This window comes from Stenotrophomonas sp. CS3K5, from assembly GCF_059515225.1.
In genome coordinates, this window is the sequence record NZ_JCAKRX010000002.1 from 109,614 (window position 1) to 132,341 (window position 22,728).

The following is a 22,728-nucleotide window of genomic DNA, read 5'->3' on the forward strand; positions in this document are numbered from 1 at the left end:
CTACCTGCCAGAGCGTGAGCCGCCACTTGCAAGCGCCCCGAGGATGATCTCCCCGGGGCGTTGCCGTTTCCGACGGACTCAGAAGCGTGCGGTGAAATTCAGTCGCGTGGTGCGCCCCGGGCCGGGCATCAGGCTCATCGCCAGCGTGTCCATGTAGTAGGTGTTGCGCAGGTTGTTGACCACCAGTTCCACCTCGGCCTTCGGAGTGAACTGCCAGCGCGCGTAAAAGTCGTAGATCGCGGTGGGGAGGTAGATGTTCTGCAACCCGGTCGAGCCGGTGGTGTTCCAGGGCTTGTCCAGTTCATGGGTGGGGCCGCTGTTGTAGGTGCGGCGGATGCCGGTATCCAGCCGCCTGTGGAACAGGCGGAAGCCCAGTGTGCTGTGGATCGAGTACTTCGGCGGATTCTGCGCGTTGACGAACGAAGTGCCGAAGCCGCCATCCACGCAGTCAGGGGTGGTGTCCAGCTTGCTCCACTTCGCATAGGGGTCTTCGCGCAGGCGCTTGGCGGTGGCCGCATCGCAGGTGCGCGCACGCTGGTAGTAGCTGGCCGACAGGTCCAGGTAGGCGATGCCGGCGTCATAGCCGGACTGCAGCTCGTAGCCCGACACCGTGTAGTTGTCGACGTTGTCGACGTAGAAGGCCCAGTTGCTGGAATCGAAGCGGCGGGTGATCGCGTTGTCGATATCGTTCTTGAACCAGGCCACCTTGAACGCCAGGCGGTCGCCATCGCGCCACAGGTCCTGCTTGAGCAGGCTGAAGCCGATGTCCCAGGAACGGTTCTTCTCCGGCTTCAGGTCGGCCACCGGTGCCGAGGTGCTGTTGCCCAGCGTCGATTCGAACAGGCTGGGCATCTTCCAGCCCTGCGCGTACTTCACGTAGAAGAACATGTCCGCATCGAGGTTGAAGCGGGCCTCGGCATACGGCGCGAAGCCGTGGCCGGAACGGCGGATCGCCGGCTTGTAGCCCCAGGCGGTGGGAATCTGCTTGGTGTAGAAGCCGTTGGCGCCGCGCGGGTCGGCAATGAAACCATCAAAGTCGTAGCTCTGGCCCAGCGTGCTGTCGCGGTAGGGCGTGGCCCGCAGCGAGTCGTAGGTGTAGTTGCCCTGTGCATCCGGGTACCACTCCTTGTACCAGCCGGGCAGCAGCTGCCCGCCCTTGCTCAGGCGCGCGAAGGTGTAGCGCAGATCGCGCGATTCACTGACGAAGGCAACGCGGTTGCGGTCACGGGTGCGGTAGTCGATGAAGCGGCCGCCAGCGGTCAGCGACAGCCAGTCCCACGGTTGCCACTGCAGCGAGGCGACAACGCTGGCCTCGCGGCGCGTGCCCGAGCGCAGGTAGCGGTTGTTGTTGTAGTCCACCGGCAGCACCGGCGAGTTCGGTGCGGTGTCCTCGTGCTGGAAGGCCGCGCCATAGCGCAGCGTCCAGTCGCCCAGGCGGTTGTTGAAGCGGGTGGTGTTGCTGCTGTCCACGCCCCAGCGCCGGGTTTTCACGTCTGACTGCAGGCCGGGGCCATAGGTCTCGCCCAGCGTGTCCGGCATCTGGTCGTTGGGCACGTCCTTGAACAGCGGCGTGTTGGCGATGTTGCTGTTGAACATGCGGCTGGTGGCGGTGGTGAACCACAGCGTGCTGCTCAGATCCAGCCACGGGTGTGCTTCAGGCCGGTAGCGGTGGCGCAGCGAGGTGGCATTGAGCCGCATCTTCCCGGGCTCGAACTGGAACATGGTGTTGGCCTTGTCCACGTAGGTCACCCATTCGTTGGACTCGCCGACACGGCCGATCGCCGACGGCATGATCTCGCCGAAGCTGGAGTTGAAGTAGCGGTGGCTCAGCTCCAGGCGCTGGTCGGGGTTGGGCGTCCAGGTGAACTTCAGCAGCGCCGATTCATTGTCGGTATGCGTGTTGAGCACCTCGTCGCCCGGGTGGTACATGTCCGAGACCGCCTGGCTGGACATGCCGGTGCCGCCGCTGGACAGGTGCTGGTCGTCGTAGCGATGGGCGCCGTTGCTGCCGGCGAAGTAGTTGCCCTGGCGGCGCCGCGCGTAGGCGGCCACCAGCTGCCAGTCCTCACCGCGCTGGGCCAAGGCCACGCTGCCGTTCCAGTCGCGCGGATCGCGCAGGCTGTTGCGGTTGTCGCTGCCGCGCGCAATCTGCTTGAACGTGCGGGTGCGGTCGATGCTGTTGTCGGCCACGCCACCACGTACGCGCAGGCCCCAGGCCTGACCGTCGTCGAGGATGTCATCGGCGTTCAGCGTTTCCATGTAGACCACGCCGCCGATCGCGCTGGCGGCGTTGGCGGCCAGGCTTGGTCCCTTCTCGATGCTGACCGAGCTGATCAGGTCCGGGTCGAGGTAGCTGCGCTGCTGCACGCCGGCATAGCCCCGATAGACGTCGATGGCCTGCTGGCCACCGTCGATGATCACCGGCACCCGGTTCTGGCCCTGCAGGCCGCGGATGTTCACGTCCAGTGCGCCGCCATTGCGCACGTCGGCGGTATGCACGCCCACGGCGCCGGCCAGCACATCGCCGATCGACTGGCCGCGGAAGCGCTCCAGCTGCTGGCGGTCCAGGTGCACGCGCGAGCCGCTGTCGCGGAAGACCGCGTCGGCATCGGCCAGGCCCCACGGTGAGGCGCCTTCGCTGGCCTGGCCGGCCACGCGCAGGGTGCCGATCTGGCGCACGCCGGCGTCGGCGGCAGGTGCGGTCCGCAGCACTACACCGCTGGCATCACGTTGAAAGGTCAGGCCGGTGCCCGCCAGCAGCTGCGCGAGGGCGGCATCGGTGCCCAGCGTGGCGTGCACGCCGTTGCTGTGGCGGCCACGGGTCAGGCGCGCATCGGCGGCAATCGGCAGGCCGGACTGCTGGCCGAATGCGGTCAGCGCCTGGTCGAGCGGGCCTGCTGGAATCTGCCAGCGCAGCGTCGCTGCGGAGTTCTGCGCAAAGGCGGTGGCGGGCAGCAGGCAGGGACTGGCCAGGGCCAGGCACAGCGCAATGGCCAGGGGGCGAGGGGAGGGGCAGGGCAGTTTCATGGGGGCGGCAACGTCCGCAATGGGTTCCCCTGTACTGCCCGGTGAGCGCGCAAAAGGGGAACCGCGCATCAACGCGGATGCACGATGGTCCACCACGGCCAGCGCTGTTCGATGCGGATCGGCAGCGCACGCGTCAGCAACTGCAGGGCCTGTGCGCTGTGCAGTCGCGGCAGCACCGCAGTGACCTTCAGCGCTGCTACAGCGGAATCGCAGCCGAGGTAGCCGCGATGGTGGCGGGCCAGCTCTTCGACGACACGGACCAGCCGAGTGTCCTGCACCTGCAGGCGACCGTCCTGCCAATCGCCGCGCAGCGGATCGGGCTCGACCGTTGCAAGTCCGCCCATCGGGCCGATCTGCACGGCGCTGCCGGCGGGTACATCCCGTGCCGCACTGAACTGCGGCAGGCAGCGCACCACGCCTTCAAACACATCCAGGCGGCTGCCCTGGGCCTCGCGGCCTACCGCGAAACGGGTGCCGATCGGCTGCAGGCGGGCGCCGGGCACGTGCACGGTCAATGGCAGGCCGGCGAAGGCGGCGGCGTGACCGGTCTGCAACAGCAGCTCGCCACGCAGCAGATGCACGGCGCGCTGGCCGTCGCCCATGCGGATCGCCACTTCGCTGCCGGCGTTGAGCCACAGCTGGCTGCCGTCGGCCAGCGTCCAGTGCCCGGTGCGGCCGGCGCCGGTGCGCTGCGTGTGCACGCTACGCTGAAGGTGCAGCGCGTGCAGGCCGAGCAGCGAAACGGCGCCGATGCCGAGTGCACCGCCGAGACCGCGCAGTGCCTGCCGACGCCGATGGCCAGCGGTGCCCAGCGCCTTTGCGGCGGCGGGGGCCGACAGCGGTGCGAACGACTGCCAGATCAACTCGACCCGGTGCCAAGCGTGGGCGTGGCTCGCATCGGCCTGCAGCCAGGCCTGCCAGCGCTGTTGCTCGTCTTCGTTCCATCCGTGCTCGCGCAGTGCGAACCACTCGGCGGCCTGTTCCAGCGCGGGGCTGGCCAATGCCGTGCTCATGCGGCGGCATCGCCGGACAGGCGCAGGCAATGCAGCATCGCCTGCGCCATGTACTTCTTGACCATCCGTTCGGACACGCCCAGCTGCTGGCCAATCTCGGCATAGCCGAGGCCGGACAGGCGCGCAAGCAGGAAGGCGCGACGAGGGCGCTCGGGCAGGCCGGCCAGCATGCCGGCGATGGCATGCAGCAGCTGCAACGCCTGGGTACGCTCCTCCGCCGAGGGGTGCACCGGTTCCGGCTGTGCGGCCAGTGCGGCCAGATAGGCGCGCTCCAGATCCGCGCGCTGCCAATGGTTGACCAGCAGGGCGTGGGCGATGGTGCTGAGGTAGGCGCGTGGCAGCCGCAGCTGCCCCGGGTCAACGCGGCGGCTGAGCAGGCGCAGGAAGGTGTCCTGGGTCAGGTCGGCGGCACACTCGGCGTTATGGGTGCGGCGGCGCAGCCAGCCGAGCAGCCAGCCATGATGTTCACGGTAGAACCCCGCCAGCGCGGCGCTGGAGACGGCGGGCACAGCCATCGGCTTCGGTCATTAATGAGAATGATTCCCATTATAGGGTGATGGGGCGGCACTCGACAAACGTTGCGCAGCGCGCAGTGGGGTGGCGGGCCCATTTGCGATGCTCGGCGGGCTCGCTGACACTGCGGTTTTCCGCAGGGAGTGCCACATGTTCAGCCACGTTACCGTTGGGACCAACAACATGGATGTCGCGCATCGCTTCTACGATGCGCTGTTCACCGCGCTGGGCGCACGCCCGGGTGTGTTCGACGACAAGGGGCGCCTGGTCTATTTCAAGGACGGCCGCATGTTCATCGTCACCGCGCCGATTGATGGTCAGCCGGCGTGCCACGCCAACGGCGGCACCATCGGCTTCACCCTGGACAGCGCCGAGGCTGTGCGTGGCTGGCAGGACGCTGGCGTGGCGCAGGGCGGCACTGCCATCGAAGATCCGGCTGGTATCCGCAACATGGCCGGCCGCCAGCTGTTCCTGGCCTACCTGCGCGATCCCGATGGCAACAAGCTGTGCGCGGTGCATGTGATGTCGTGACGCACAGCGGGCAGGCGGCGCGCGCGTGATAGCACGAAACCACGCGCGCCGGCCGTGACAGCAGGCCGCAACTTCATGCTCTGTCCACTGCGGTTCAGCCAGAATCGGTCGGCTAATTCCTTGATCTACCGGAGAACGCCGCCCCATGGATGTACTGGAGCCGCAACAATCCCCGGTGCGCACCCTTCGGCCTGTGTTCGCCTTCGCGGCGATCGTTGTCGTGGCGTTCGCGCTGTTCGTCAGCCTGTTCCCACTGGGGGCAGGCCGCCTTCTGCTCAAGGCACAGGACTGGGCCGCCCTGAATGTCGGCTGGTATTACCTGCTGGCGATGACCCTGTACCTGGTGTTCGTGGTCGGCGTGGCGCTGTCCAAGTATGGCGGCATCAAGCTCGGCGCCGACCATGACGAACCGGAGTTCAGTTACCTCTCCTGGGCCGGCATGCTGTTCGCGGCGGGCATCAGCATCACCCTGTTCTTCTTCTGTGTTTCCGAACCACTGACCCATTACCTGCAGCCGCCGCAGGGCGATCCGGCGGCAGGCGAGGCCGGTGCGCGCCAGGCCATGCAGCTGCTGTTCCTGCACTGGGGCCTGCATGGCTGGGGCGTGTTCGCACTGGCGGCGATGGCCATGGCCTATTTCGCCTACCGCCACAACCTGCCGCTGGCATTGCGTTCGGCGCTGTATCCGCTGATCGGCAAACGCATCAATGGGCCGATCGGCTACACCGTGGATGCATTGGGCATTGTCGCCACCGTGTTCGGCATCGGCGCCGACATGGGCTTTGGCGTGCTGCACCTCAACGCTGGCCTGTCGCACCTGTTCAACGTGCCGCACTCCAACCTGGTGCAGATCCTCCTGGTGGTGGCAATGATGGGCGCCGCCGTGGCGGTCGCGGTGTCCGGCGTGGAGAAGGGCGTGCGCTGGATGGCCAACATCAACATGCTGCTGGCGATCGCGCTGGTGCTGTTCATGTTGTTCGCCGGGCCGACGCAGTACCTGTTCAGCACCTTGATGCAGAACCTGGGCGACTACCTGGGCAGCGTGGTCGGCAAGAGTTTCGACGTGTACGCCTACGGCGGCCGGCCGGAATGGCTGGGCGGCTGGACGGTGTTCTACTGGGCCTGGTGGATCGGCTGGGCGCCGTTTGTGGGCCTGTTCATCGCGCGCATCTCGCGCGGCCGCACCATCCGCGAATTCGTGTTCGGCGTGCTGCTGATCCCGCTCGGCTTCACCCTGGCGTGGCTGTCGATCTTCGGTAACAGTGCGCTGGACCAGGTGCTGCACCACGGCCAGCAGCAGCTGGCGCAGCTGGCCGTGGATGATCCACCGACGGTGCTGTACGCATTGCTCGACGGCTATCCGTGGAGCCGTGCGGTGATCACGGTGACAGTGCTGGTCAGCTTCATCTTCTTCGTGACATCAGCCGACTCCGGTGCCGTGGTGCTGTCTACGTTGTCGTCGCATGGCGGGGCGCCGGAGGACGATGGCCCACGCTGGCTGCGCGTGTTCTGGGGCACGGTGATCGCGGTGCTGACCGCAGGCCTGTTGCTGGCCGGCAGCATCGACGCACTGAAATCGGCGGTGGTGCTGGCCTCACTGCCGTTCTCGGCGATCCTGCTGCTGATGATGTGGGGCCTGACCCGCGCCTTCAGCGACGAGTCGCACCGCAAGCGCGCGTTGCAGTACCGCCCATCACCGTTGATCGGTGACGATCGCCACCACCAGGGCTGGCGCCAGCGCCTGAGTCAGGCCATGCATTTCCCGGTACGCGACCAGGTCTACCGTTTCATGGACGACACGGTGAAGCCGGCGATGGAGGCGGTGGCCGAGCAGCTGCGCGGGCAGGGCTGGGATGTGGCCACGCGTTTCGAAGCGGGCGACATGGAGCTGTCGGTCAATCACGGTGAGCAGCAGGACTTCCTGTACCGGGTGATCCTCAGCGGCTACCTGACCCCGTCGTTCGCCGCACAGCAGCTGCGCAACCAGCGCTATTACCGCGCCGAAGTGCACCTGTATGAAGGCAGCCAGGATTACGACCTGGTGGGGTACAGCCGCAAGCAGATCATCAACGACATCATCAGCCAGTACGAACGGCACCTGCAGTTCCTGCACCTGAGCCGGTGATGCAAGACCACCGGGCTTGGCCCGGCGGTCGGTGGTAGTGCCGGCCGCTGGCCGGCAGCACGAATGGGGCGGCGCATCACCGCCGCCCCGATATCGCATCAGAACCGGTAGCGCGCGCCCAGCGAGACGAACTGCCCGCGCAGGTTGTATTGGCTGATGTCGAAACCATTGGAACCACCAGCCGGGTCGAACGGCGGATCCTTGTCGGTCAGGTTCAGCACCGACAGCGACAGCGTGGTGTTGGCAATGCCTTCGTAGGCCACGTACAGGTCCAGCTGGTGATACGGCTTGACGCGGTCGCGCAGGCCCGGGTTGCTGGTCGCCGTCGCTACGCGCTGGTCGTAGCCGCTCACGTACTGCAGGCTCAGCGTGCTGCTCCAGTCGCCAGCGGCCCAGTTCAGCGACGTGGTACCGCGAGTGCGGGGCAGCGCCCCGTGGCGGTTGTTGCCGGCGCCATCATACGGTGCCTGCCCGACCACCAGCGGCTGCTTGAAGCTGAGCAGGTGGGTCCAGCTGCCGGCCACGGTGAAGTTGCCCCAGCCGTCGGTGCGGAAGGTGCGGCTGGCGTCCAGGTCCAGGCCGGAGGTGGTCAGCTCCCCCTGGTTGGCGTACTGGTTGGTGATGAACTGGATGCGGCCCTGCGCGTCACGCTGCACCCGGCCCGGGAACAGGGACGGGTTGTCGACGATGAACTGCGCGCTGTCCGGCTTGACCAGGTTGTCCTGCTCGATGCGGTACCAGTCCAGGCCGATGCTGGTATCGCCATCGGGCGACCACACTGCACCCACGTTGAAGTTGCGCGAGCGCTCGGCCTTCAGGTCGGGGTTGCCGGTGCGGATGTTGGTCACGCCGCGGCTGCCGCCCGGTTGCAGCGGATCCAGCGGATCGATCACCGAGCCATAGCTGACGGTCTGGCCCGGCGCGATCTCCGGCAGTGACGGCGCGCGGAAACCGCGCGAGAACGAGCCGCGCAGCAACAGGCTGTCCAGCGGCTGCCAGCGCAGCGCCACCTTGGGCGAGAAGGCCTTGCCGAAGTCATCGTAGTGATCGCCGCGACCGGCCACCTGCAATTCCAGGGTGCGATGCAGCGGCACGCTCAGTTCGGCGTAGGCGGCGCTGACCTGGCGCTCGCCGTTGACCACGTTGATCGCAGGGCGTAGTTCAGTGCCCGAAAGCACCTGGGCACTGGTGCGCGCGTCCAGCGATTCCTTGCGGAACTCAGCGCCCCAGGCGAAGCCAACCGCACCGGCCGGCAGCTCCCACAACGAGGTCGAAGCCTTTACGTTCAGCGAGTGCAACCTGTACCAGCCCGGACGCTTGGTCTGCAGGCGCAGTGCATCCAGTGCCCCAGGCGTGCTGGACGGGTTGAGGAAGTTGTAGCTGCCGTCGCGCAGGATCTGCTCGAACGCATAGCGATTGACAAAGTTGTCGACGTACTCGCGCTGCGCGCTCTGCGAGGTCAGCGCGGCCACTTCCCAGTCCCAGCGCTCGCCACTGCCGCGCACGCCGGCCAGGGCGCGGTAGAACACCTGGGTGTTGTCCTTCAGGCGCGGGCCGAGGTCGAAGAAGGTGTACTCGAACGGCAGCGGCGCGATGCCCGGATTGTCGGGATGGCCGACCGGCAGCACCGCCGGCACGTCGATCAGCGTGCCGGTGGCCGGGTTGTACGCGCGCAGGCCGGGGCCGACGGTCAGCGGCGCACTGAAGATCTGGTCGGCCTTGTTGTGGCTGTACAGCACATCGGCGAAGGCCTCGACGCTGTCATTGAAGCGGTAGGTCGCACTCAATGACGCCTGCAGGCGCTCGGCGCCGGGCTGCAGGGTCTTGAATGGCTGCGCGTTGAAGGCGCAGGCCTGTCCGGGCAGGGTGCTGCCGAAGTCGCTGTAGGGGCGCAGCTGGCTGCCATCGGGGCAGTTGGCGAACGGTTGCGGCGCGCGCGGGTTGGACAGCCAGTTGCCACCGGCGGTGGACCAGCCAGCCAGGCGGCCACCGGGCTTGTCGCGGAAATCGCCGCTGCGGGTGTAGGCGCGCTGGTCGGCGTCGAGGCGGTCGCGCTTGAGCAGGTCCAGCCCGAACAGCACGTTCCAGCCCTGTTGTTCGAGGTCACCGAAGCCGGCCAGCAGGTTGGCCTTGCGTTCGTCCAGGCCGCCCTGGGTGGCAGTACCGAAGCCGCCGCCGACCTCCACGCCCTGGAAGTTCCTGCGCAGGATGATGTTGATGACGCCGGCAATGGCGTCGGAGCCGTACACCGCCGAGGCGCCGTCCTTCAGCACTTCAATGCGTTCGACCGCGCTGATCGGCAGTGCGTTGAGGTCGACGAAAGTGTCCTGGGTGTTGAGCGCGAAGCCGAAGTTGGACACGCGGTAGCCGTTGACCAGCACCAGCGTGTTCTTCGGCGACAGGCCGCGCAGGCCGATCGAGGCCGAGCCGGCGGCGAAACTGCCGGTGTACTGCTCGTCGAAACTGTTGCCGGCATTGGCCGACAGGTTGCGCAGCACGTCGGTGAGGGTGGAGCGGCCGGTCTGTTCGATCTGTTCGCGGCTGACGATCTGTACCGGGTTGGGCCCGGCGGTATCGCTGCGCTTGATGTTGGAGCCGGTCACCAGCACGGCGCCAAGGGTGCTGCTGTCTTTGCCGGACGCGGCGGTTTCAGCGGCGCCGGCAGCGCCAGCGGTGAGGCTCAGCGCGATGGCGCCGGCAAGCAGGTTCAGGGTGGTGCGGTACATGGAAGCGACAGCGCCGAACGGGGGAGGAGCCCCCAGTACCGCATGCGAGCGCCTGCGCCCTCCAATGACGAAAGCGCATTCAGTTATACATCACAGGTTCTTAACGAGCCGGCTCGGTGGGCGCGGACCGTGGGTCCGCACTCCTCCTGGGGGTCAGATCCCTTTCCAACGGAAAGCGACCTGACCCCGGTTGTCATGGGCGCAGCAACACCTTGCCGTTACGCCCCGACCCAGCACCGGCCTTCGCTGCCTGGGCGATATCGTCCAGCGCGAAAACCTGCTCCACCGGCAGGGTCAATTCACCTTGCGCCGCACGCTTCAGCAGCTCGCCGACCAACCGGCGCTTGTCCTCCACCGCCATCGCCTGGCTGACCTTGCTGCCCCAGAAGCCCTTCACCGTGGCTTCCTTGTAGATCAGGCCGCCGGCGGGAATGCGCATCGGCTCGCCGCTCATCACCCCGAACGACACCAGGGTGCCGTGGAGGCCGAGCAGCTCGACCAGATCGGCACTGGCCTCACCACCGATGGAATCGACCGCGGCTGCGGCCTGTGCTTGGCCAGTGGCTTCACGCACACGATCCTTCCAGCCCTCCACCGAGGTGTCAAACACATGATCGATGCCCAGCGCCTGCAACTGTGCAACCGCCGCAGCGTTGCGCACCAGGTTGGCCACATGCACGCCACGCGCCTTTGCCAACATCGCCAGCGACTTGCCGACCGCGCCGTTGGCGGTGTTCTGCACGATCCATTGCCCCGCTTCGACATGCAGGAATTCCAGCAGCATCAGCGCACTCAGCGGCATCGCGATCAGCTGCGCCGCGGTTTCGTCGGCGATCGCGTCCGGCATCGGAATCACCATCCGCGCCGGTGCGATGAACGCCTCGGCCCAGGTGCCGTGCACCGAGGCGGCGGCAACGCGTTGGCCAAGCTGCAGGCCATCGACGCCTTCGCCGAGTGCATCGACAACGCCCAGCGCTTCACTGCCACCGATCGCCGGCAGCGTCGGCTTGTAGCCATACAGGCCGCGCACGGTCAGCAGATCGTGGTTGTGGATCGAGGCCAGCACGGTGCGGATGCGCACTTCGCCCGGGCCGGGCTCAGGCAGGGCTGTTTCGCCGATGGCCAGGACATCGGCCGGATCGCCGAAGGAGGAATACAGGGCTGCGCGCATAGGGGGTGTTCCAGGGGAAAAGTGAGGTTGTAACGAACTGGGGACGCAGGCGGCGTCGACAAGGCGACGGCGGTGCAACACGGCATCCTGCGACTGATCGTCGCGGTATATGGTGATTACCGCATCTTGTGTTGACGGCTCGAAATATCCCCACTATGTTGTGGCCGTCACTCCCGGTCAGCCGCCGCCGCCGGACATGCAGCAAACGTCCCGCGGCCCGCCCCTGAAGGCTTGCCGTGTCGACGCGGCCGCCATCGCGCGGACCCAGATCGCCCCCACGGCCCGGATACCGGCCGCAGGCGCAGGCAGATGCCGACGACCTGGTGTTCCTGCGCTATGGCATCCCACCCCGACCGCCCCGTGCGCCGGTATCGCGTACAAGGCCGCCACGGCATCGACCGCCACATCGCGTGCGAGCCTGGAGTTTCACCACCATGACCGACAGTACCTTCCGCGTGGCCGACCTGGCCGGCGCCGGCGACGCCTTGCGTGCTGGCGGCGAGCGCGTGCCGACCTGGATTACCAAGGAGGCCGGCAATCGTCGCCTGCCGTTCGACGCCGAACGCCTGCAACGCAGCATCGATGCCGTGCATGCCGAGTTTCCGCAGCTGGATGTGAGCGACTACCGCCGTGTGGTGCAGGCGATGGTCGAGCGCAAGCCCAGCCTCAGTGCCGATGACCTGGTCGATCTGCTGATCCGCGAGGCTGAGTCGCGCGTGGACCTGGTGGCACCGGAGTGGGAGCAGTTCGCTGCACGCATCTACCTGCGACGCCTGTACAAGCGCGCCAGCCGCAACCGCTTCTACGATGTCAGCCTGAAGTACGGCTCGTATGTCGGCCTGCAGGAAAGCCTGGCCGACCGTGGCATCTACAGCAACGACATCCTGCGCTGCTATTCCAAGGAAGAACTGCAGCAGGCCGGCGAGATGATCGAGCCGGAGCGCGACCGCCTGTTCGCCTACAACGGCCTGTACCTGCTGGCCACGCGCTACCTGGCCAGCGATCGCAGCCGCGAGGTCTACGAACTGCCGCAGGAGCGCTGGCTGACCATCGCGCTGTACCTGATGCAGGATGAAAAGCCACGCGAGCGCCGAATGCAGCTGGTCGGCGAGGCGTACTGGGCGCTGTCCAACCTGTACATGACGGTGGCCACGCCGACCCTGGCCAACGCTGGCAAGGTGGGTGGGCAGCTGTCCAGCTGCTTCATCGACACGGTGGATGACAGCCTGCAGGGCATCTATGACTCCAACACCGATATCGCGCGCGTGTCCAAGCACGGTGGCGGTGTCGGTGCCTACCTGGGCTATGTGCGCAGCAGCGGTGCGCCGATCCGGGGCGTGCCGAATTCTTCCGGCGGCGTGGTGCCGTGGATCAAGCAGCTCAACAACACCGCGGTGTCGGTGGACCAGCTCGGACAGCGCAAGGGCGCGGTGGCGGTGTACCTGGATATCTGGCACCGCGACATCGAGGCCTTCCTCGATCTACGCCTGAACAACGGCGACCAACGCCTGCGCGCGCACGATGTGTTCACCTCGGTGTGCGTGCCCGACCTGTTCATGGAGGCGGTGGAGCGCCGCGCCGACTGGTACCTGTTCGACCCGCATGAGGTGAAGTGCGCCAAGGGCTGGTACCTGCAGGAGTTCTACGACGAGAAGCGCGGCGCGGGCAGCTTCCGCGACCGCTATGCCGAACTGGTGGCCGACGAGCGCATCAGCCGCCGCACGGTGAAGGCGATCGACCTGTTCAAGCGGATCATGCTCAGCCAGCTGGAGACCGGCAACCCGTTCCTGTTCTACCGCGACGAGGTCAACCGCAGGAATCCGAACAAGCACGCAGGCATGGTCTATTCCAGCAACCTGTGCACCGAGATCCTGCAGAACATGAGCCCGACGCGGATGATCCAGGAGATCGTCAGCGGCGACCAGATCGTCACCACCCGCCGGGCCGGTGACTTCGTGGTCTGCAACTTGTCCTCGATCAATCTCGGCCGTGCGATCAGCGCACCGGATGACCTGCTGGCGGCCGACGTACTGGAGCGGCTGATCCCGATCCAGGTGCGCATGCTCGACAACGTGATCGACCTCAACGCGCTGCCGGTGCCGCAGGCCACGATCACCAACCGCAAGTACCGCGCCATCGGCCTGGGCACGTTCGGCTGGCATCACCTGCTGGCGCAGCAGGCGATCCAGTGGGAATCGCCGGACGCCGAGCAGCTGGCCGACCGCCTGTATGAGCGCATCAACTTCCTGACCATCCAGGCCAGCGCACAACTGGCCAAAGAGAAGGGCAGCTACCCGATGTTCGCCGGCAGCGACTGGCACAATGGCCGCTACTTCCGTGACCGCAACTACAGCGGTGCCGCCTGGGACAGCCTGGCCCGCGACGTTGCCACGCACGGCCTGCGCAACGGCTGGCTGCTGGCGGTGGCGCCGAACATGAGCACCGCGCAGATCGCCGGCTCCACTGCATCGATCGACCCGATCTACAGCGCGTTCTACTACGAGGAAAAGAAGGACTTCCGGCGGCCGGTGGCTGCGCCGGGCCTGTCGCTGGAAACCTGGCCGTACTACGAGAAAGGCGCCTACAAGGTCGACCAGTTCGCCAGCGTGCGCCAGAACGCGCGGCGGCAGCGTCATGTCGACCAGTCGATCAGCTTCAACCTGTACGTGCCCAGCACCATCCGCGCCAGCACGCTGCTGGAACTGCATCTGACGGCGTGGCGCGAGGGTCTGAAGACCACCTACTACGTGCGCTCCAACGACATCGACATCAGCGAATGCGAATGGTGCGCCAGCTGATCAATGGTAGTGCCGGCCGCTGGCCGGCAACCCGGTGGGAAAAGAACGAAGGCAGACGACCATGGCAACCCCGCTCGACCGCATCAAGATCCTCGAACCGCGCCACCCGAACCGCAGCACCGGCATCATCAATGGCCGCACCAGCGGCATCCTGAACTGGAACGACATTCCGTATCCGTCGTTCTATCGGGCCTACAAGGAGCTGTCGACCAACTTCTGGATCCCCGACGAAGTGGACATGAAGCTGGACGCGCGCCAGTACGGCGAGCTGTCCGGGCGTGAGAAGAATGCCTACGACTCGATCATCGGCCTGCTCGCCACACTGGACTCGCCGCAGACGCGTTTCATCTACAACGTGGCCGAGTACATCACCGACCCGGCGGCGCATGCCAATGCGGCGATCATCGGCCAGCAGGAGGTGATACACAACGAGAGCTACAGCTATGTGCTCGCCTCGATCACCGATCTGCCGAACCAGAACCGCATCTTCGAGATCGCCCGCACGCACCCGACCATCATCAAGCGCAACGCGCCGATCATGGGGGCGTATGACGATTTCATGCGCGAGAAAACCGCCGAGACCCTGCTGAAGTCGCTGATCCAGTCGTCGATCCTGGAGGGTATCAACTTCTACTCCGGTTTTGCCTACTTCTACAACATGGTGCGGCAGAACCGCATGACCGGCACCGGCAAGATCATCAGCTTCATCAACCGCGACGAGCTGGCCCACACCAAGTTCATCAGCGAGCTGATCCGCGCGATCATCGGCGAGAACCCGGAACTGCAGACCCATGAGCTGACCGATTACGTGCACGGCGCTTTCCAGCACGCCATCGAGCTGGAGACCCAGTGGTCGTCGGAAGTGCTGGACGGCATCGATGGCATCGACGTGGACGAGATGGTGCGCTACGTGAAGTACCGCGCCAACAAGATGGCCGGCATGCTCGGCATCGAGCGCCTGTACAGCGACACCACCGACAACGTGATGCCATGGATCAAGGCCTACGCCGACAACTTCACCGAGACCAAGACCGATTTCTTCGAGATGCGCAATGCAAGCTACAAGAAGACCAACGTCGACAACGGCTTCGACGATCTCTGAGCCGCGCGGGGCACTGCGGATCCTGGTGGTGGTGGCCTCGTTGAGCGGCAACACCCGCGAACTGGGCCGGCAGATTGCCGAGCGCTGCCGGGCCGCCGGTCATGCCGTGCATTGGCAGGAGGCCGACGACCTGCGCCAGATGCCTGTCCTGGCGGCTGACGAGGCCGACCTGGTGCTGCTGGGCAGCTGGACCGACAACGCAGGACGTACGCCCACGGAGATGAAGGCCTGGGTGGCCGGTATCGCCGAGCGCGGCGAGCGGCCCCGGCAGTTGGCGGTGTTCGGTACCGGCGAGACGCAGTGGGGGCAGGAGTACTACTGCGGCGCCGTGCGTCGGTTGATCCGCTATTTCCGCAGCGACTACCCGCCGCTTGAGATCGAGCAGATGCCGCATGGCGAGCGTCATGCCGAAGCTATCGGCGCCTGGACCGACGTGGTTCTGGCCCACTACTGGAGCAACACCGATGCAGATCATCGACGCCACCACGCCTGAGCAGTTCCAGCAGGTGCTGGCTGAGCATCCACGGGTGCTGGTGGATTTCCACAAGGACCAGTGCCCGGGTTGCCGGATGCTGGAAATGTCGCTGCATCGGGTAGCCAACAGCGTGGCGGGGCAGGGCACCACATTGCTGCGCGTGCAGTTGGAAGTGCTGGGCGAGGCGTTCTTCCGGCAGCTGGGCCTGCGCCAGACACCGACGCTGGCGCTGTTCCGTGACGGCGATGAACGCACGCGCCTGGCTGGGTTCCAGTCGCCGCAGCAGATCGAAGCGGCGATCGCGTTGCATCTGTAGGGAGGTGGGTGTACCGATGGCGCCGGGTTCCTGCTTCTTTAGAGCCGAACCATGCTCGGCCGCTCTCCGCGCGGTGCGGAAAAGGCATCCACGCATGGCGTGGATCTACCGGGGCATCGCGGGCATTCCGCGCTAGGCTCCGCTGAAGGTATCCAGCAGCAGCTTCACGTTCAGCGCAACGATCACCAGCGCGATCACCCAGGCGATGCCGCCCAGCCAGCGCGGTGCCACCAGCGCGCCCATCGTCACCTTGTCGGTAACAATCCGCACCAGTGGAATGATCGCGAATGGCAGCTGCATCGACAGCACCACCTGGCTCAGCACCAGCAGCTTCACCGCGCCCTGGTCGCCGAACATCACGATCACCACCACCACCGGAATGATCGCCAGCGCCCGTGTCAACAGCCGGCGCAGCCAGGGCGGAAGGCGCAGGCGCAGGAAGCCCTCCATCACGATCTGCCCCGCCAGCGTGGCAGTCACGGTCGAGTTCAGGCCCGAGGCGAGCAGCGCGATGGCAAACAGCGTGGCCGCCGCACCAACGCCCAGCATCGGTGCCAGCAACTGGTGCGCCTGTTCGATGTCTTCCACATCGAAGCGGCCGTTGGCATGGAACACCGCCGCCGCCAGGATCAGGATGCTGGCGTTGATGAACAGCGCCAGGGTCAGCGCCAGGGTGCTGTCGGTCACCGCCCAGCGCAATGCGCTGCGGCGACCTTCATCGGTGCGCGGGTAGGCGCGGGTCTGCACGATGGACGAATGCAGGTACAGGTTGTGCGGCATCACCGTGGCACCGATGATGCCGATTGCGATGTACAGCGCATGCGGATCGGTCACCACCTGCGCGCGCGGAATGAAGCCGCCCAGCACCGCCATCACCGGCGGCGCCGCCATTGCGATCTGTACCACGAAGCAGGCGAAGATCACCATCAGCAACGCGATCACGAAGGCTTCCAGTGCACGGAAGCCACGGTTCATCAGCAGCAGCACCAGCAGCGTGTCCAGCGCAGTGATCACCGCACCCCAGAGCAGGGGCAGATCGAACAGCAGTTTCAGCGCGATCGCGGTGCCGATCACCTCTGCGAGGTCGCAGGCGATGATCGCCGCCTCGCACAGCGCCCACAGCGCCAGATTCACCGGCTTCGGGTAGCGGGCGCGGCAGGCCTGCGCCAGGTCCATGCCGGTGGCGATGCCCAGCCGCGCCGACAGCGCCTGCAGGATCACCGCCATCAGGTTGGAAATGAGGATGACCGACAGCAGCAGGTAGCCGAAGCGCGAGCCGCCGGCCAGATCGGTGGCCCAGTTGCCCGGGTCCATGTAGCCGACCGAGATCATGTAGCCCGGGCCGAGGAAGGCCAGCAGGCGGAACCACCAGTGGCCCTTGTCGGGCACAGCCACGGAGGCATTGAGCGCACCCAGACTGGCCGGGGTGGAGGCCGATGGGTCGCGGGGCGCCAGGGTGTTCATGGATCCGAATATAGCTCCTGCTATAGTCATTAGCAATGTGAAACAATCGTCTTTATCGCGTCACTGGTCCAGAATTCAGGTTCAACCCCGGAGTACACCGGAAGGACAGGCGCAGGCGTGGGCAAGACCGACGATTCGACATCGCTGAAAAGCACCCCCTTGATCGAGGCCGAGCGTCAGGTCGAGAGCTTCCGGCAAGTGCGCGAGGCGCACCGGATGGAGCTGGTGGAGGACTATGTCGAGCTGATCTCGGACCTGCTGGCCGACGGCGGCGAGGCCCGCCAGGTCGATATCGCCACGCGCCTGGGCGTGGCCCAGCCGACCGTGGCGAAGATGCTGCGGCGGCTGGCCCGCGATGGCTGGGTGGTGCAGCGCCCGTACCGCGGCGTGTTCCTGACCCCGGAAGGCGAGGCGCTGGCCCATGCCAGCAGACAGCGGCACCAGACCGTGGAGCGTTTTCTGCTGGCGCTGGGCGTGGACGCGGATACCGCCCGGCGTGATGCCGAGGGCATCGAGCACCATGTGAGCGAACAGACGCTGGCGTTGTTCGAAGCGTTCGTGCGCAAGGCCGAGGGCGGGGCAACGTAGCGGTAGCACCGGGCCATGCCTGGCGGGCGCGTCGCCGTCTTCATGGTTTTCGCCGGGCATGGCCCGGCGCTACCGTGGTTGGATGGCGCCGTTGGGGCATCGCGCCTGCTGCTGCGCGCACGCCCGTTTCGTCCATTCCTTCAATACCGGTTGCAGGCCTTCGTAGCGGCGCCCGTGCCAGCCATTGGCCAGCACCCTGCCGTCGGCGTCGATCAGCACCAGGTTTGGTGGGCCCAACCCGGCCAGGGCCTGTAGCGCCGGCATGCGCGCGGCACGGCGCGGGTCCAGTACCGGCCACGGCATGTCCTGCGCGTGCATGTAGCGACGCAGCGTGGCCTCGCTTTCGTCCAGGCTGACGTACACCACCTCGGAGTCGGCACCGGCCTGGCGCAATGCATCGCGCACACTGCGCAGGGTTGGCATGAAGGCATGGCAGGGAGCACACCAGTCGGCACCGAAGTAGAGCGCGACCAGCTTCGGCGGTGGCGACCACTGCATCGGTCGCAACGAGCGTTGTTCGGGCCGCATCAGCGAGGCGGAGACCTGCGCATGCAGGTCCGCGCCCATGGCCGGCGCCGCCAACAGCAGCGCAGCGGCCATCAGCAACCTGCGCTGTGGTTCAGAACGCATAGCGCAGGTTGACGTACCACGAGCGCGCGAAACGTGGCCCGTAGACATAGTCGCTGTCTCGCAGCGCGCCCACCTCCAGATCCTTCTGGCGCTGGTCGAACACGTTCTTGACGCCTGCGGCCACCGACACTTCCTGTTGTGCCTGCGCGCCCAGATGCCGGTGCCAGCGCGCACCAAGATCGGTGACCAGGAACGAACGCGTGCGGTGCAGCTCGCCCAGCCGGTTGTTCAGCACCGACATCGGTCCGGTGTGGCGCAGGGCGACGAAGGTCTCCCACGGCTCGGCCGGCATCCAGCTGAGCTGGGCCAGACCGGTCCAGCGCGGGGTCTTCAGGTAGTCGCGGCTATCGATGACGGTGTCGCCACCGTCACCGGTGTCGTCGAAGATGCGCTGCGGTTCGCGGAAGCGCGAGCGGTACCACGAGGCACCGGCGGTCAGGCGCCACTGCGGCGACGGCTGCCAGCCGAGGTTGGTTTCCGCACCCAGCACGTTGGAGCCGGAAGCGTTGTAGCGCAGCTGGCTCAGTTGGCCATCGTCTCCGCGCTGGATCTCTCCCAGTGCGAAGGTGTCGCGGATGCGTGCATAGGAGGCGGTAGCATCCCAGCTCCATACCGGATTGGCCGGGTCCGATCGCCAGTCGAAACCGAACAGGGTGGTCAGCGCGCGTTCTTCCTTCAGGCCATCGGTGTTGCGCACGCGCACCTGTTCGCCGCCGAGGGTATCGACGTGCACATCCTCGACGAAGATCTCCGGTGCGCGGAAGCCGGTGGCGATACCGGCCCGCCACTTCAGGTTCGGCGTCGCTTGCCAGGCCAGCGCGATGCGCGGCGAGAACACCGCGTTGTCCAGCTCCGAGCTCTTGTCCACGCGTGCGCCCAGCACCAGGTCGACGTTGTCGCGCAGGCTCCACTCGTCCTGGATGAAGGCGCCGACGTTGTGGAAGGTCGCATCCTCCAGCACGGCAATACGCTGCCCGTCGCCGGTGCGGTTGTCGTCGCGCAGCCCCTCGTGCTTGTACTGCACGCCGAACGCTAGTGCGTGCGCACCCAGTCGCCAGTTCAACTGGCTGTCGATGTAGTGCAGCGGGTTGTGGGTGCGACCATACTGCCGCCACGAGCGTGAGGCGGCGCTGCCGGCCACGTTCGGATCCAGCTGCGTCGGGTCATAGCCGGGCGAAGCATCGGTCACGACATCACCCAGGCCGCCATAGAAGCTGTCGCGGTCGATATCGGCGAAGGCGTAGGCCAGGCGGAAGTCGACGTCGGCATTGATTTCCTGGTCCCACGACACGCTGCCGCGGCGGTATTTCGTATCCAGCGATTCGGCGATGTTGGCCAGGTATTCCGGCTGATCCAGCCGGTTGCCTCCACGCCGGGTTTCATCGGTCACCTGCAGGTCCAGCCGCAGCCGCGTGCCGGGTGTGGGTGCATACCAGGCCTGCAGCCCGCCGACCTTGAGGTTCTTGCGGGTGATCTCGGTGTAGCCGTCGCCGTTGTAGTCGATGCCACTGTTCCAGTTGCGCTGGGCGATCACCGACAGCCCGGCGTCGGCGTCCTTCGCCACCAGGTCCAGCCGCACGTCGGCACTCTTCTGCGGCGTGCCCTTCAACACGTCCACGCCGGCCTGCACATGGCCACCGCTGCGCGCCGGCAGCGGCGGGATCAGGTTGATCACGCCGGCCACCGCACCCGGGCCGTACAGCGCCGAGCCGCCGCCCTTGACCACTTCAATGCGGTCCACGAACCCGGCCGGAATCTGCTCCAGTCCATAGACGCTGCCCAGCGTGGACAGCAGCGGGATTCCATCGAACAACAGCTGGTTGTAGGCACCGGGCAGGCCCAGCAGCTGCACTTCGCTGGTGTTGCAGTTCTGGCAGTTGCTTTCCACGCGCAGGCCATTGATCAGCTCGGCGGCGCGCGAGAAGTCGGTGGCCGCGCGCAGCGCGATGTCTTCCTTGCGCAGCACTTCGGTGCGGATCGGCACGTCCGACAGCAGGCGTTCGCTGCGGGTGGCGGTGCTGACCTTGACTTGCACGCGGTCCAATTCGGTTGGCTGGGGTGCGGCGGCCAGGGTAGGCAGCGGCAGCGTGAGCGCGATGGCGGCGGTCAGTTGCAGGGGGCGGGGGAGGCGGGAGTCACGCGGCATGAGGGCGTCGTCCTTGGGGAGGGAGGGCGGCGAGGGCGGCCTGGCTGGCGCATATAAGAGCAGGTGCTTTGATATATAGCAATTGCTATATGGATGCATGATGGGATCGGCGCGAGGGCCTGGCCGGCGGGTAGATCGCAGTGGTGTTATAACATTACATTAAAGCGCAACAACCGTGCCGGTGGTCATGTCGTTCTGGGGCTGCGGAGGGGAACGGGGTCAGAGCCCTGTCCTGCGGATAGGGGGGGGCGACCCCGAGGATCCGGCTTCGATCAGCCGCGGCGGAAGGCGGCGGGGCTTCGGGCGCCGACGATGATCATGCGGATCATCGTGGAGATCTGTTCCACCAGTTCCGGGTCTTTCTCGGGGGGCTGGTCCATGGCCGAGGCCCCCATCGCGAACACCAGGCGGGTGATCGCCATCGAGACCAGTTCCGGCTTGTGCAGCACCGCGCCATCCAGCGCGGCCAGGCGCACCAGGTCGTGCTGCAGTTCTTCTTCGAAATAGTGCAGCTCGCGTTCGACGGCGTGCTTGAAGTCGTCCGAGCCGACCGCGCCTTCGCGCAGCAGCACATGCAGCAGCTTGTCGTCGGCGCGCAGCTGCTCCATGAAGGTTTCCACCGACACCCGCACCACGCTGGTGGCACTGGAGGTGGCGCGCTGGCGGGCCTCACCGATGATGGTGCGCAGCGAGCGGCCGGCCACGTCGATCAGGGCCACGGCCAATTCGTCCATGTCGCGGAACTGCCGGTAGAAGCTGTTCGGCGCGATGCCGGCCTCACGTGCTACTTCGCGAAGGCTCAGGGTGGACAGGCTGCGGTGCGGCCCGATCAGCTTCAGCGCGGCGGCCAGCAGATCCTCGCGGCTCACCGTTCGGCGGGCCGGGCTGCTGGCATCTTCGTTCGGCGTCAGGGCGGTGGCGGCGGCCATGGGGGTTCCGGTGCGGCGAGGCTGAATCATACCCAATCCGGTTCAATATACACATGTATACACAGGTGTATGTGCGCCCGTATAGTGCGCCCATGAGCGCTGTCGTCCGTCCGTCCCTGTTCTCTCCATACCGCTGGGTCTCGCCGTCGCTGTTCGATTTCTGGGCGGGCCAGCTGAATCCGTTGTGGACCCTGCGCGCACCGATGGCCCGCCTGGTCCGGCGCGAGCCGGCCGGCGAGGGCGCGGCGACCCTGGTGCTGCGCACCAACCGGCACTGGGCCGGCATGCGCGCCGGCCAGCATGTAACCCTGAGCGTGGAGATTGAAGGCCGCCAGTGGCAGCGCAGCTACAGCCCGACCGTGCTGGGGCGGCGTGAACTGGCGATCACCGTCAAGGCGGTCGAAGGCGGCCGGGTCAGCCAGCATCTGGTCCACCACGCGCAGCCGGGTGAGCTGTTCCGACTCGATGCCGCCTTTGGCGAATTCCATATGCCGGCCGCCGCCCCGGTGCTGCTGCTGGCCGCCGGCAGTGGCATCACGCCGATGCGCAGCCTGCTGCGTGAGGCCTGCCAGCGCCCGCTGGCGGCGCCGGTGGACCTGTTCTATTGGGAGCGCACCGCGGCCCATCTGCAGTTCCGTGATGAACTGCAGGCGCTGGCCACGGCGCAGCCGAACCTGCGCGTGCACCTGCTGAGCACCCGCGACGGCGAGGTGCCGGCCGCGCGCATTGATACCCACGATCTGCAGGTCGCGGGCGATGACACGCCACTGGCGCAGCGCCACGTGCTGGCCTGCGGCCCGGATGGGTTCGTCGCCGCTGCACGTGCGCGGCTGGCGCAGCAGGTCGCCGGCTTCCAGGCCGAAGCCTTCACCCCGCCGGCGCCGATCGATGATGCCGACAGCCAGGGCGAAGTGTCGCTGACCCTGGCCCGCAGTGGCCGCCAGTTGAGCGTGCCGCGTGGCCGCTCGCTGCTGGAAAGCCTGGAAGCGCATGGCATCAAGCCCAAGCATGGCTGCCGCATGGGCATCTGCAACACCTGTACCTGCGATCGCGTCAGTGGCGCTACCCGCCACCTGCGCACCGGCGACCTGCAGTCCGAATCGGCACAGCCGGTGCGGATCTGCGTGAGCGCACCGACCACCGACCTGACCCTGGATCTCTGAGGACGCCTGCC

Annotated in this window: 17 protein-coding genes; 8 read left to right on the top strand and 9 right to left on the bottom strand. The window is 66.6% G+C overall.

Features of this window, described 5'->3' with window-relative positions:
- Positions 1-78: 78 nt before the first annotated feature.
- The 3 genes from AC5YGJ_RS03095 to AC5YGJ_RS03105 form a co-directional block, all read right to left on the bottom strand.
- A complete protein-coding gene (locus AC5YGJ_RS03095; protein WP_496185675.1) occupies positions 79-3,027 on the bottom strand; it encodes a TonB-dependent receptor in 2,949 nt (982 codons plus the stop codon).
- A 68-nt stretch (positions 3,028-3,095) separates the two neighbouring features.
- Positions 3,096-4,040, bottom strand: a complete 945-nt coding sequence (locus tag AC5YGJ_RS03100; RefSeq protein WP_496185676.1) for a FecR family protein — start codon at positions 4,038-4,040, stop codon at positions 3,096-3,098.
- Positions 4,037-4,555: a sigma-70 family RNA polymerase sigma factor gene (locus AC5YGJ_RS03105; RefSeq protein WP_496185677.1), complete on the bottom strand. Its 519-nt coding sequence runs from the start codon at positions 4,553-4,555 to the stop codon at positions 4,037-4,039. Before AC5YGJ_RS03105 ends, AC5YGJ_RS03100 begins: the two co-directional genes overlap by 4 nt.
- A gap of 148 nt (positions 4,556-4,703) precedes the next feature.
- Here AC5YGJ_RS03105 and AC5YGJ_RS03110 point away from each other — a divergent pair, with 148 nt between their 5' ends.
- Together AC5YGJ_RS03110 and betT are read left to right on the top strand one after the other, a co-directional pair.
- Entirely contained in the window at positions 4,704-5,084 is a 381-nt protein-coding gene (locus tag AC5YGJ_RS03110) for a VOC family protein (protein ID WP_107230791.1), read from the top strand.
- A 145-nt stretch (positions 5,085-5,229) separates the two neighbouring features.
- Complete coding sequence (gene betT / locus AC5YGJ_RS03115; RefSeq protein WP_249843783.1) at positions 5,230-7,209, top strand: choline BCCT transporter BetT; 1,980 nt, start codon at positions 5,230-5,232, stop codon at positions 7,207-7,209.
- A 98-nt stretch (positions 7,210-7,307) separates the two neighbouring features.
- Here betT and AC5YGJ_RS03120 read toward each other — a convergent pair whose 3' ends face one another.
- Positions 7,308-9,935, bottom strand: coding sequence for a TonB-dependent receptor (locus AC5YGJ_RS03120; protein ID WP_496185678.1), 2,628 nt, complete (start codon positions 9,933-9,935; stop codon positions 7,308-7,310).
- A 193-nt stretch (positions 9,936-10,128) separates the two neighbouring features.
- On the bottom strand, positions 10,129-11,106 hold the full coding sequence (locus AC5YGJ_RS03125) for a zinc-binding dehydrogenase (RefSeq protein ID WP_496185679.1): 978 nt from the start codon (positions 11,104-11,106) through the stop codon (positions 10,129-10,131).
- Positions 11,107-11,540: 434 nt separating this feature from the next.
- Here AC5YGJ_RS03125 and AC5YGJ_RS03130 point away from each other — a divergent pair, with 434 nt between their 5' ends.
- The 4 genes from AC5YGJ_RS03130 to AC5YGJ_RS03145 all read left to right on the top strand — a co-directional run bounded on the left by AC5YGJ_RS03130 (position 11,541) and on the right by AC5YGJ_RS03145 (position 15,797).
- The gene (locus AC5YGJ_RS03130) at positions 11,541-13,904 is read left to right on the top strand and encodes a ribonucleoside-diphosphate reductase subunit alpha (protein WP_496185680.1); all 2,364 of its coding nucleotides are present in this window, start codon (positions 11,541-11,543) and stop codon (positions 13,902-13,904) included.
- A 61-nt stretch (positions 13,905-13,965) separates the two neighbouring features.
- Positions 13,966-15,006: a ribonucleotide-diphosphate reductase subunit beta gene (locus AC5YGJ_RS03135; protein ID WP_107230786.1), complete on the top strand. Its 1,041-nt coding sequence runs from the start codon at positions 13,966-13,968 to the stop codon at positions 15,004-15,006.
- 13 nt (positions 15,007-15,019) lie between these two features.
- Positions 15,020-15,499 (top strand): flavodoxin, encoded by a 480-nt coding sequence (locus AC5YGJ_RS03140; RefSeq protein WP_496185939.1) that lies wholly within the window; start codon positions 15,020-15,022, stop codon positions 15,497-15,499.
- Positions 15,471-15,797: a thioredoxin family protein gene (locus AC5YGJ_RS03145; RefSeq protein ID WP_107230785.1), complete on the top strand. Its 327-nt coding sequence runs from the start codon at positions 15,471-15,473 to the stop codon at positions 15,795-15,797. The genes AC5YGJ_RS03140 and AC5YGJ_RS03145 overlap by 29 nt, the downstream gene beginning before the upstream one ends.
- A gap of 132 nt (positions 15,798-15,929) precedes the next feature.
- On the opposite strand, the gene AC5YGJ_RS03150 is transcribed toward AC5YGJ_RS03145, so the two are convergent.
- Positions 15,930-17,261 carry an Nramp family divalent metal transporter gene (locus tag AC5YGJ_RS03150; protein ID WP_249843787.1) on the bottom strand — a complete coding sequence of 444 codons (1,332 nt, stop codon included), beginning with the start codon at positions 17,259-17,261 and terminating at the stop codon, positions 15,930-15,932.
- Between the two features lie 117 nt (positions 17,262-17,378).
- Here AC5YGJ_RS03150 and mntR point away from each other — a divergent pair, with 117 nt between their 5' ends.
- Entirely contained in the window at positions 17,379-17,849 is a 471-nt protein-coding gene (gene mntR, locus AC5YGJ_RS03155) for a manganese-binding transcriptional regulator MntR (RefSeq protein ID WP_249843788.1), read from the top strand.
- A 69-nt stretch (positions 17,850-17,918) separates the two neighbouring features.
- Here mntR and AC5YGJ_RS03160 read toward each other — a convergent pair whose 3' ends face one another.
- From AC5YGJ_RS03160 to fabR, 3 genes are all read right to left on the bottom strand, one after another.
- Positions 17,919-18,479 carry a thioredoxin-like domain-containing protein gene (locus AC5YGJ_RS03160; protein WP_496185681.1) on the bottom strand — a complete coding sequence of 187 codons (561 nt, stop codon included), beginning with the start codon at positions 18,477-18,479 and terminating at the stop codon, positions 17,919-17,921.
- Positions 18,469-20,625 (bottom strand): TonB-dependent receptor plug domain-containing protein, encoded by a 2,157-nt coding sequence (locus AC5YGJ_RS03165; RefSeq protein WP_496185682.1) that lies wholly within the window; start codon positions 20,623-20,625, stop codon positions 18,469-18,471. The genes AC5YGJ_RS03160 and AC5YGJ_RS03165 overlap by 11 nt, the downstream gene beginning before the upstream one ends.
- A 272-nt stretch (positions 20,626-20,897) precedes the next feature.
- Positions 20,898-21,554: an HTH-type transcriptional repressor FabR gene (fabR, locus tag AC5YGJ_RS03170; RefSeq protein ID WP_249843791.1), complete on the bottom strand. Its 657-nt coding sequence runs from the start codon at positions 21,552-21,554 to the stop codon at positions 20,898-20,900.
- A 92-nt stretch (positions 21,555-21,646) separates the two neighbouring features.
- Between fabR and AC5YGJ_RS03175 the strand changes: the two genes are divergently transcribed.
- Positions 21,647-22,717: a ferredoxin reductase gene (locus AC5YGJ_RS03175; RefSeq protein WP_309333851.1), complete on the top strand. Its 1,071-nt coding sequence runs from the start codon at positions 21,647-21,649 to the stop codon at positions 22,715-22,717.
- Positions 22,718-22,728: the final 11 nt, after the last annotated feature.

Coding starts and splice junctions, on each gene's coding strand:
- AC5YGJ_RS03095 (WP_496185675.1), bottom strand. CDS start 3,027: ATGAAACTGCCCTGCCCCTCCCCTCGCCCCCTGGCCATTGCGCTGTGC.
- AC5YGJ_RS03100 (WP_496185676.1), bottom strand. CDS start 4,040: ATGAGCACGGCATTGGCCAGCCCCGCGCTGGAACAGGCCGCCGAGTGG.
- AC5YGJ_RS03105 (WP_496185677.1), bottom strand. CDS start 4,555: ATGGCTGTGCCCGCCGTCTCCAGCGCCGCGCTGGCGGGGTTCTACCGT.
- AC5YGJ_RS03110 (WP_107230791.1), top strand. CDS start 4,704: ATGTTCAGCCACGTTACCGTTGGGACCAACAACATGGATGTCGCGCAT.
- betT (WP_249843783.1), top strand. CDS start 5,230: ATGGATGTACTGGAGCCGCAACAATCCCCGGTGCGCACCCTTCGGCCT.
- AC5YGJ_RS03120 (WP_496185678.1), bottom strand. CDS start 9,935: ATGTACCGCACCACCCTGAACCTGCTTGCCGGCGCCATCGCGCTGAGC.
- AC5YGJ_RS03125 (WP_496185679.1), bottom strand. CDS start 11,106: ATGCGCGCAGCCCTGTATTCCTCCTTCGGCGATCCGGCCGATGTCCTG.
- AC5YGJ_RS03130 (WP_496185680.1), top strand. CDS start 11,541: ATGACCGACAGTACCTTCCGCGTGGCCGACCTGGCCGGCGCCGGCGAC.
- AC5YGJ_RS03135 (WP_107230786.1), top strand. CDS start 13,966: ATGGCAACCCCGCTCGACCGCATCAAGATCCTCGAACCGCGCCACCCG.
- AC5YGJ_RS03145 (WP_107230785.1), top strand. CDS start 15,471: ATGCAGATCATCGACGCCACCACGCCTGAGCAGTTCCAGCAGGTGCTG.
- AC5YGJ_RS03150 (WP_249843787.1), bottom strand. CDS start 17,261: ATGAACACCCTGGCGCCCCGCGACCCATCGGCCTCCACCCCGGCCAGT.
- AC5YGJ_RS03160 (WP_496185681.1), bottom strand. CDS start 18,479: ATGCGTTCTGAACCACAGCGCAGGTTGCTGATGGCCGCTGCGCTGCTG.
- AC5YGJ_RS03165 (WP_496185682.1), bottom strand. CDS start 20,625: ATGCCGCGTGACTCCCGCCTCCCCCGCCCCCTGCAACTGACCGCCGCC.
- fabR (WP_249843791.1), bottom strand. CDS start 21,554: ATGGCCGCCGCCACCGCCCTGACGCCGAACGAAGATGCCAGCAGCCCG.
- AC5YGJ_RS03175 (WP_309333851.1), top strand. CDS start 21,647: ATGAGCGCTGTCGTCCGTCCGTCCCTGTTCTCTCCATACCGCTGGGTC.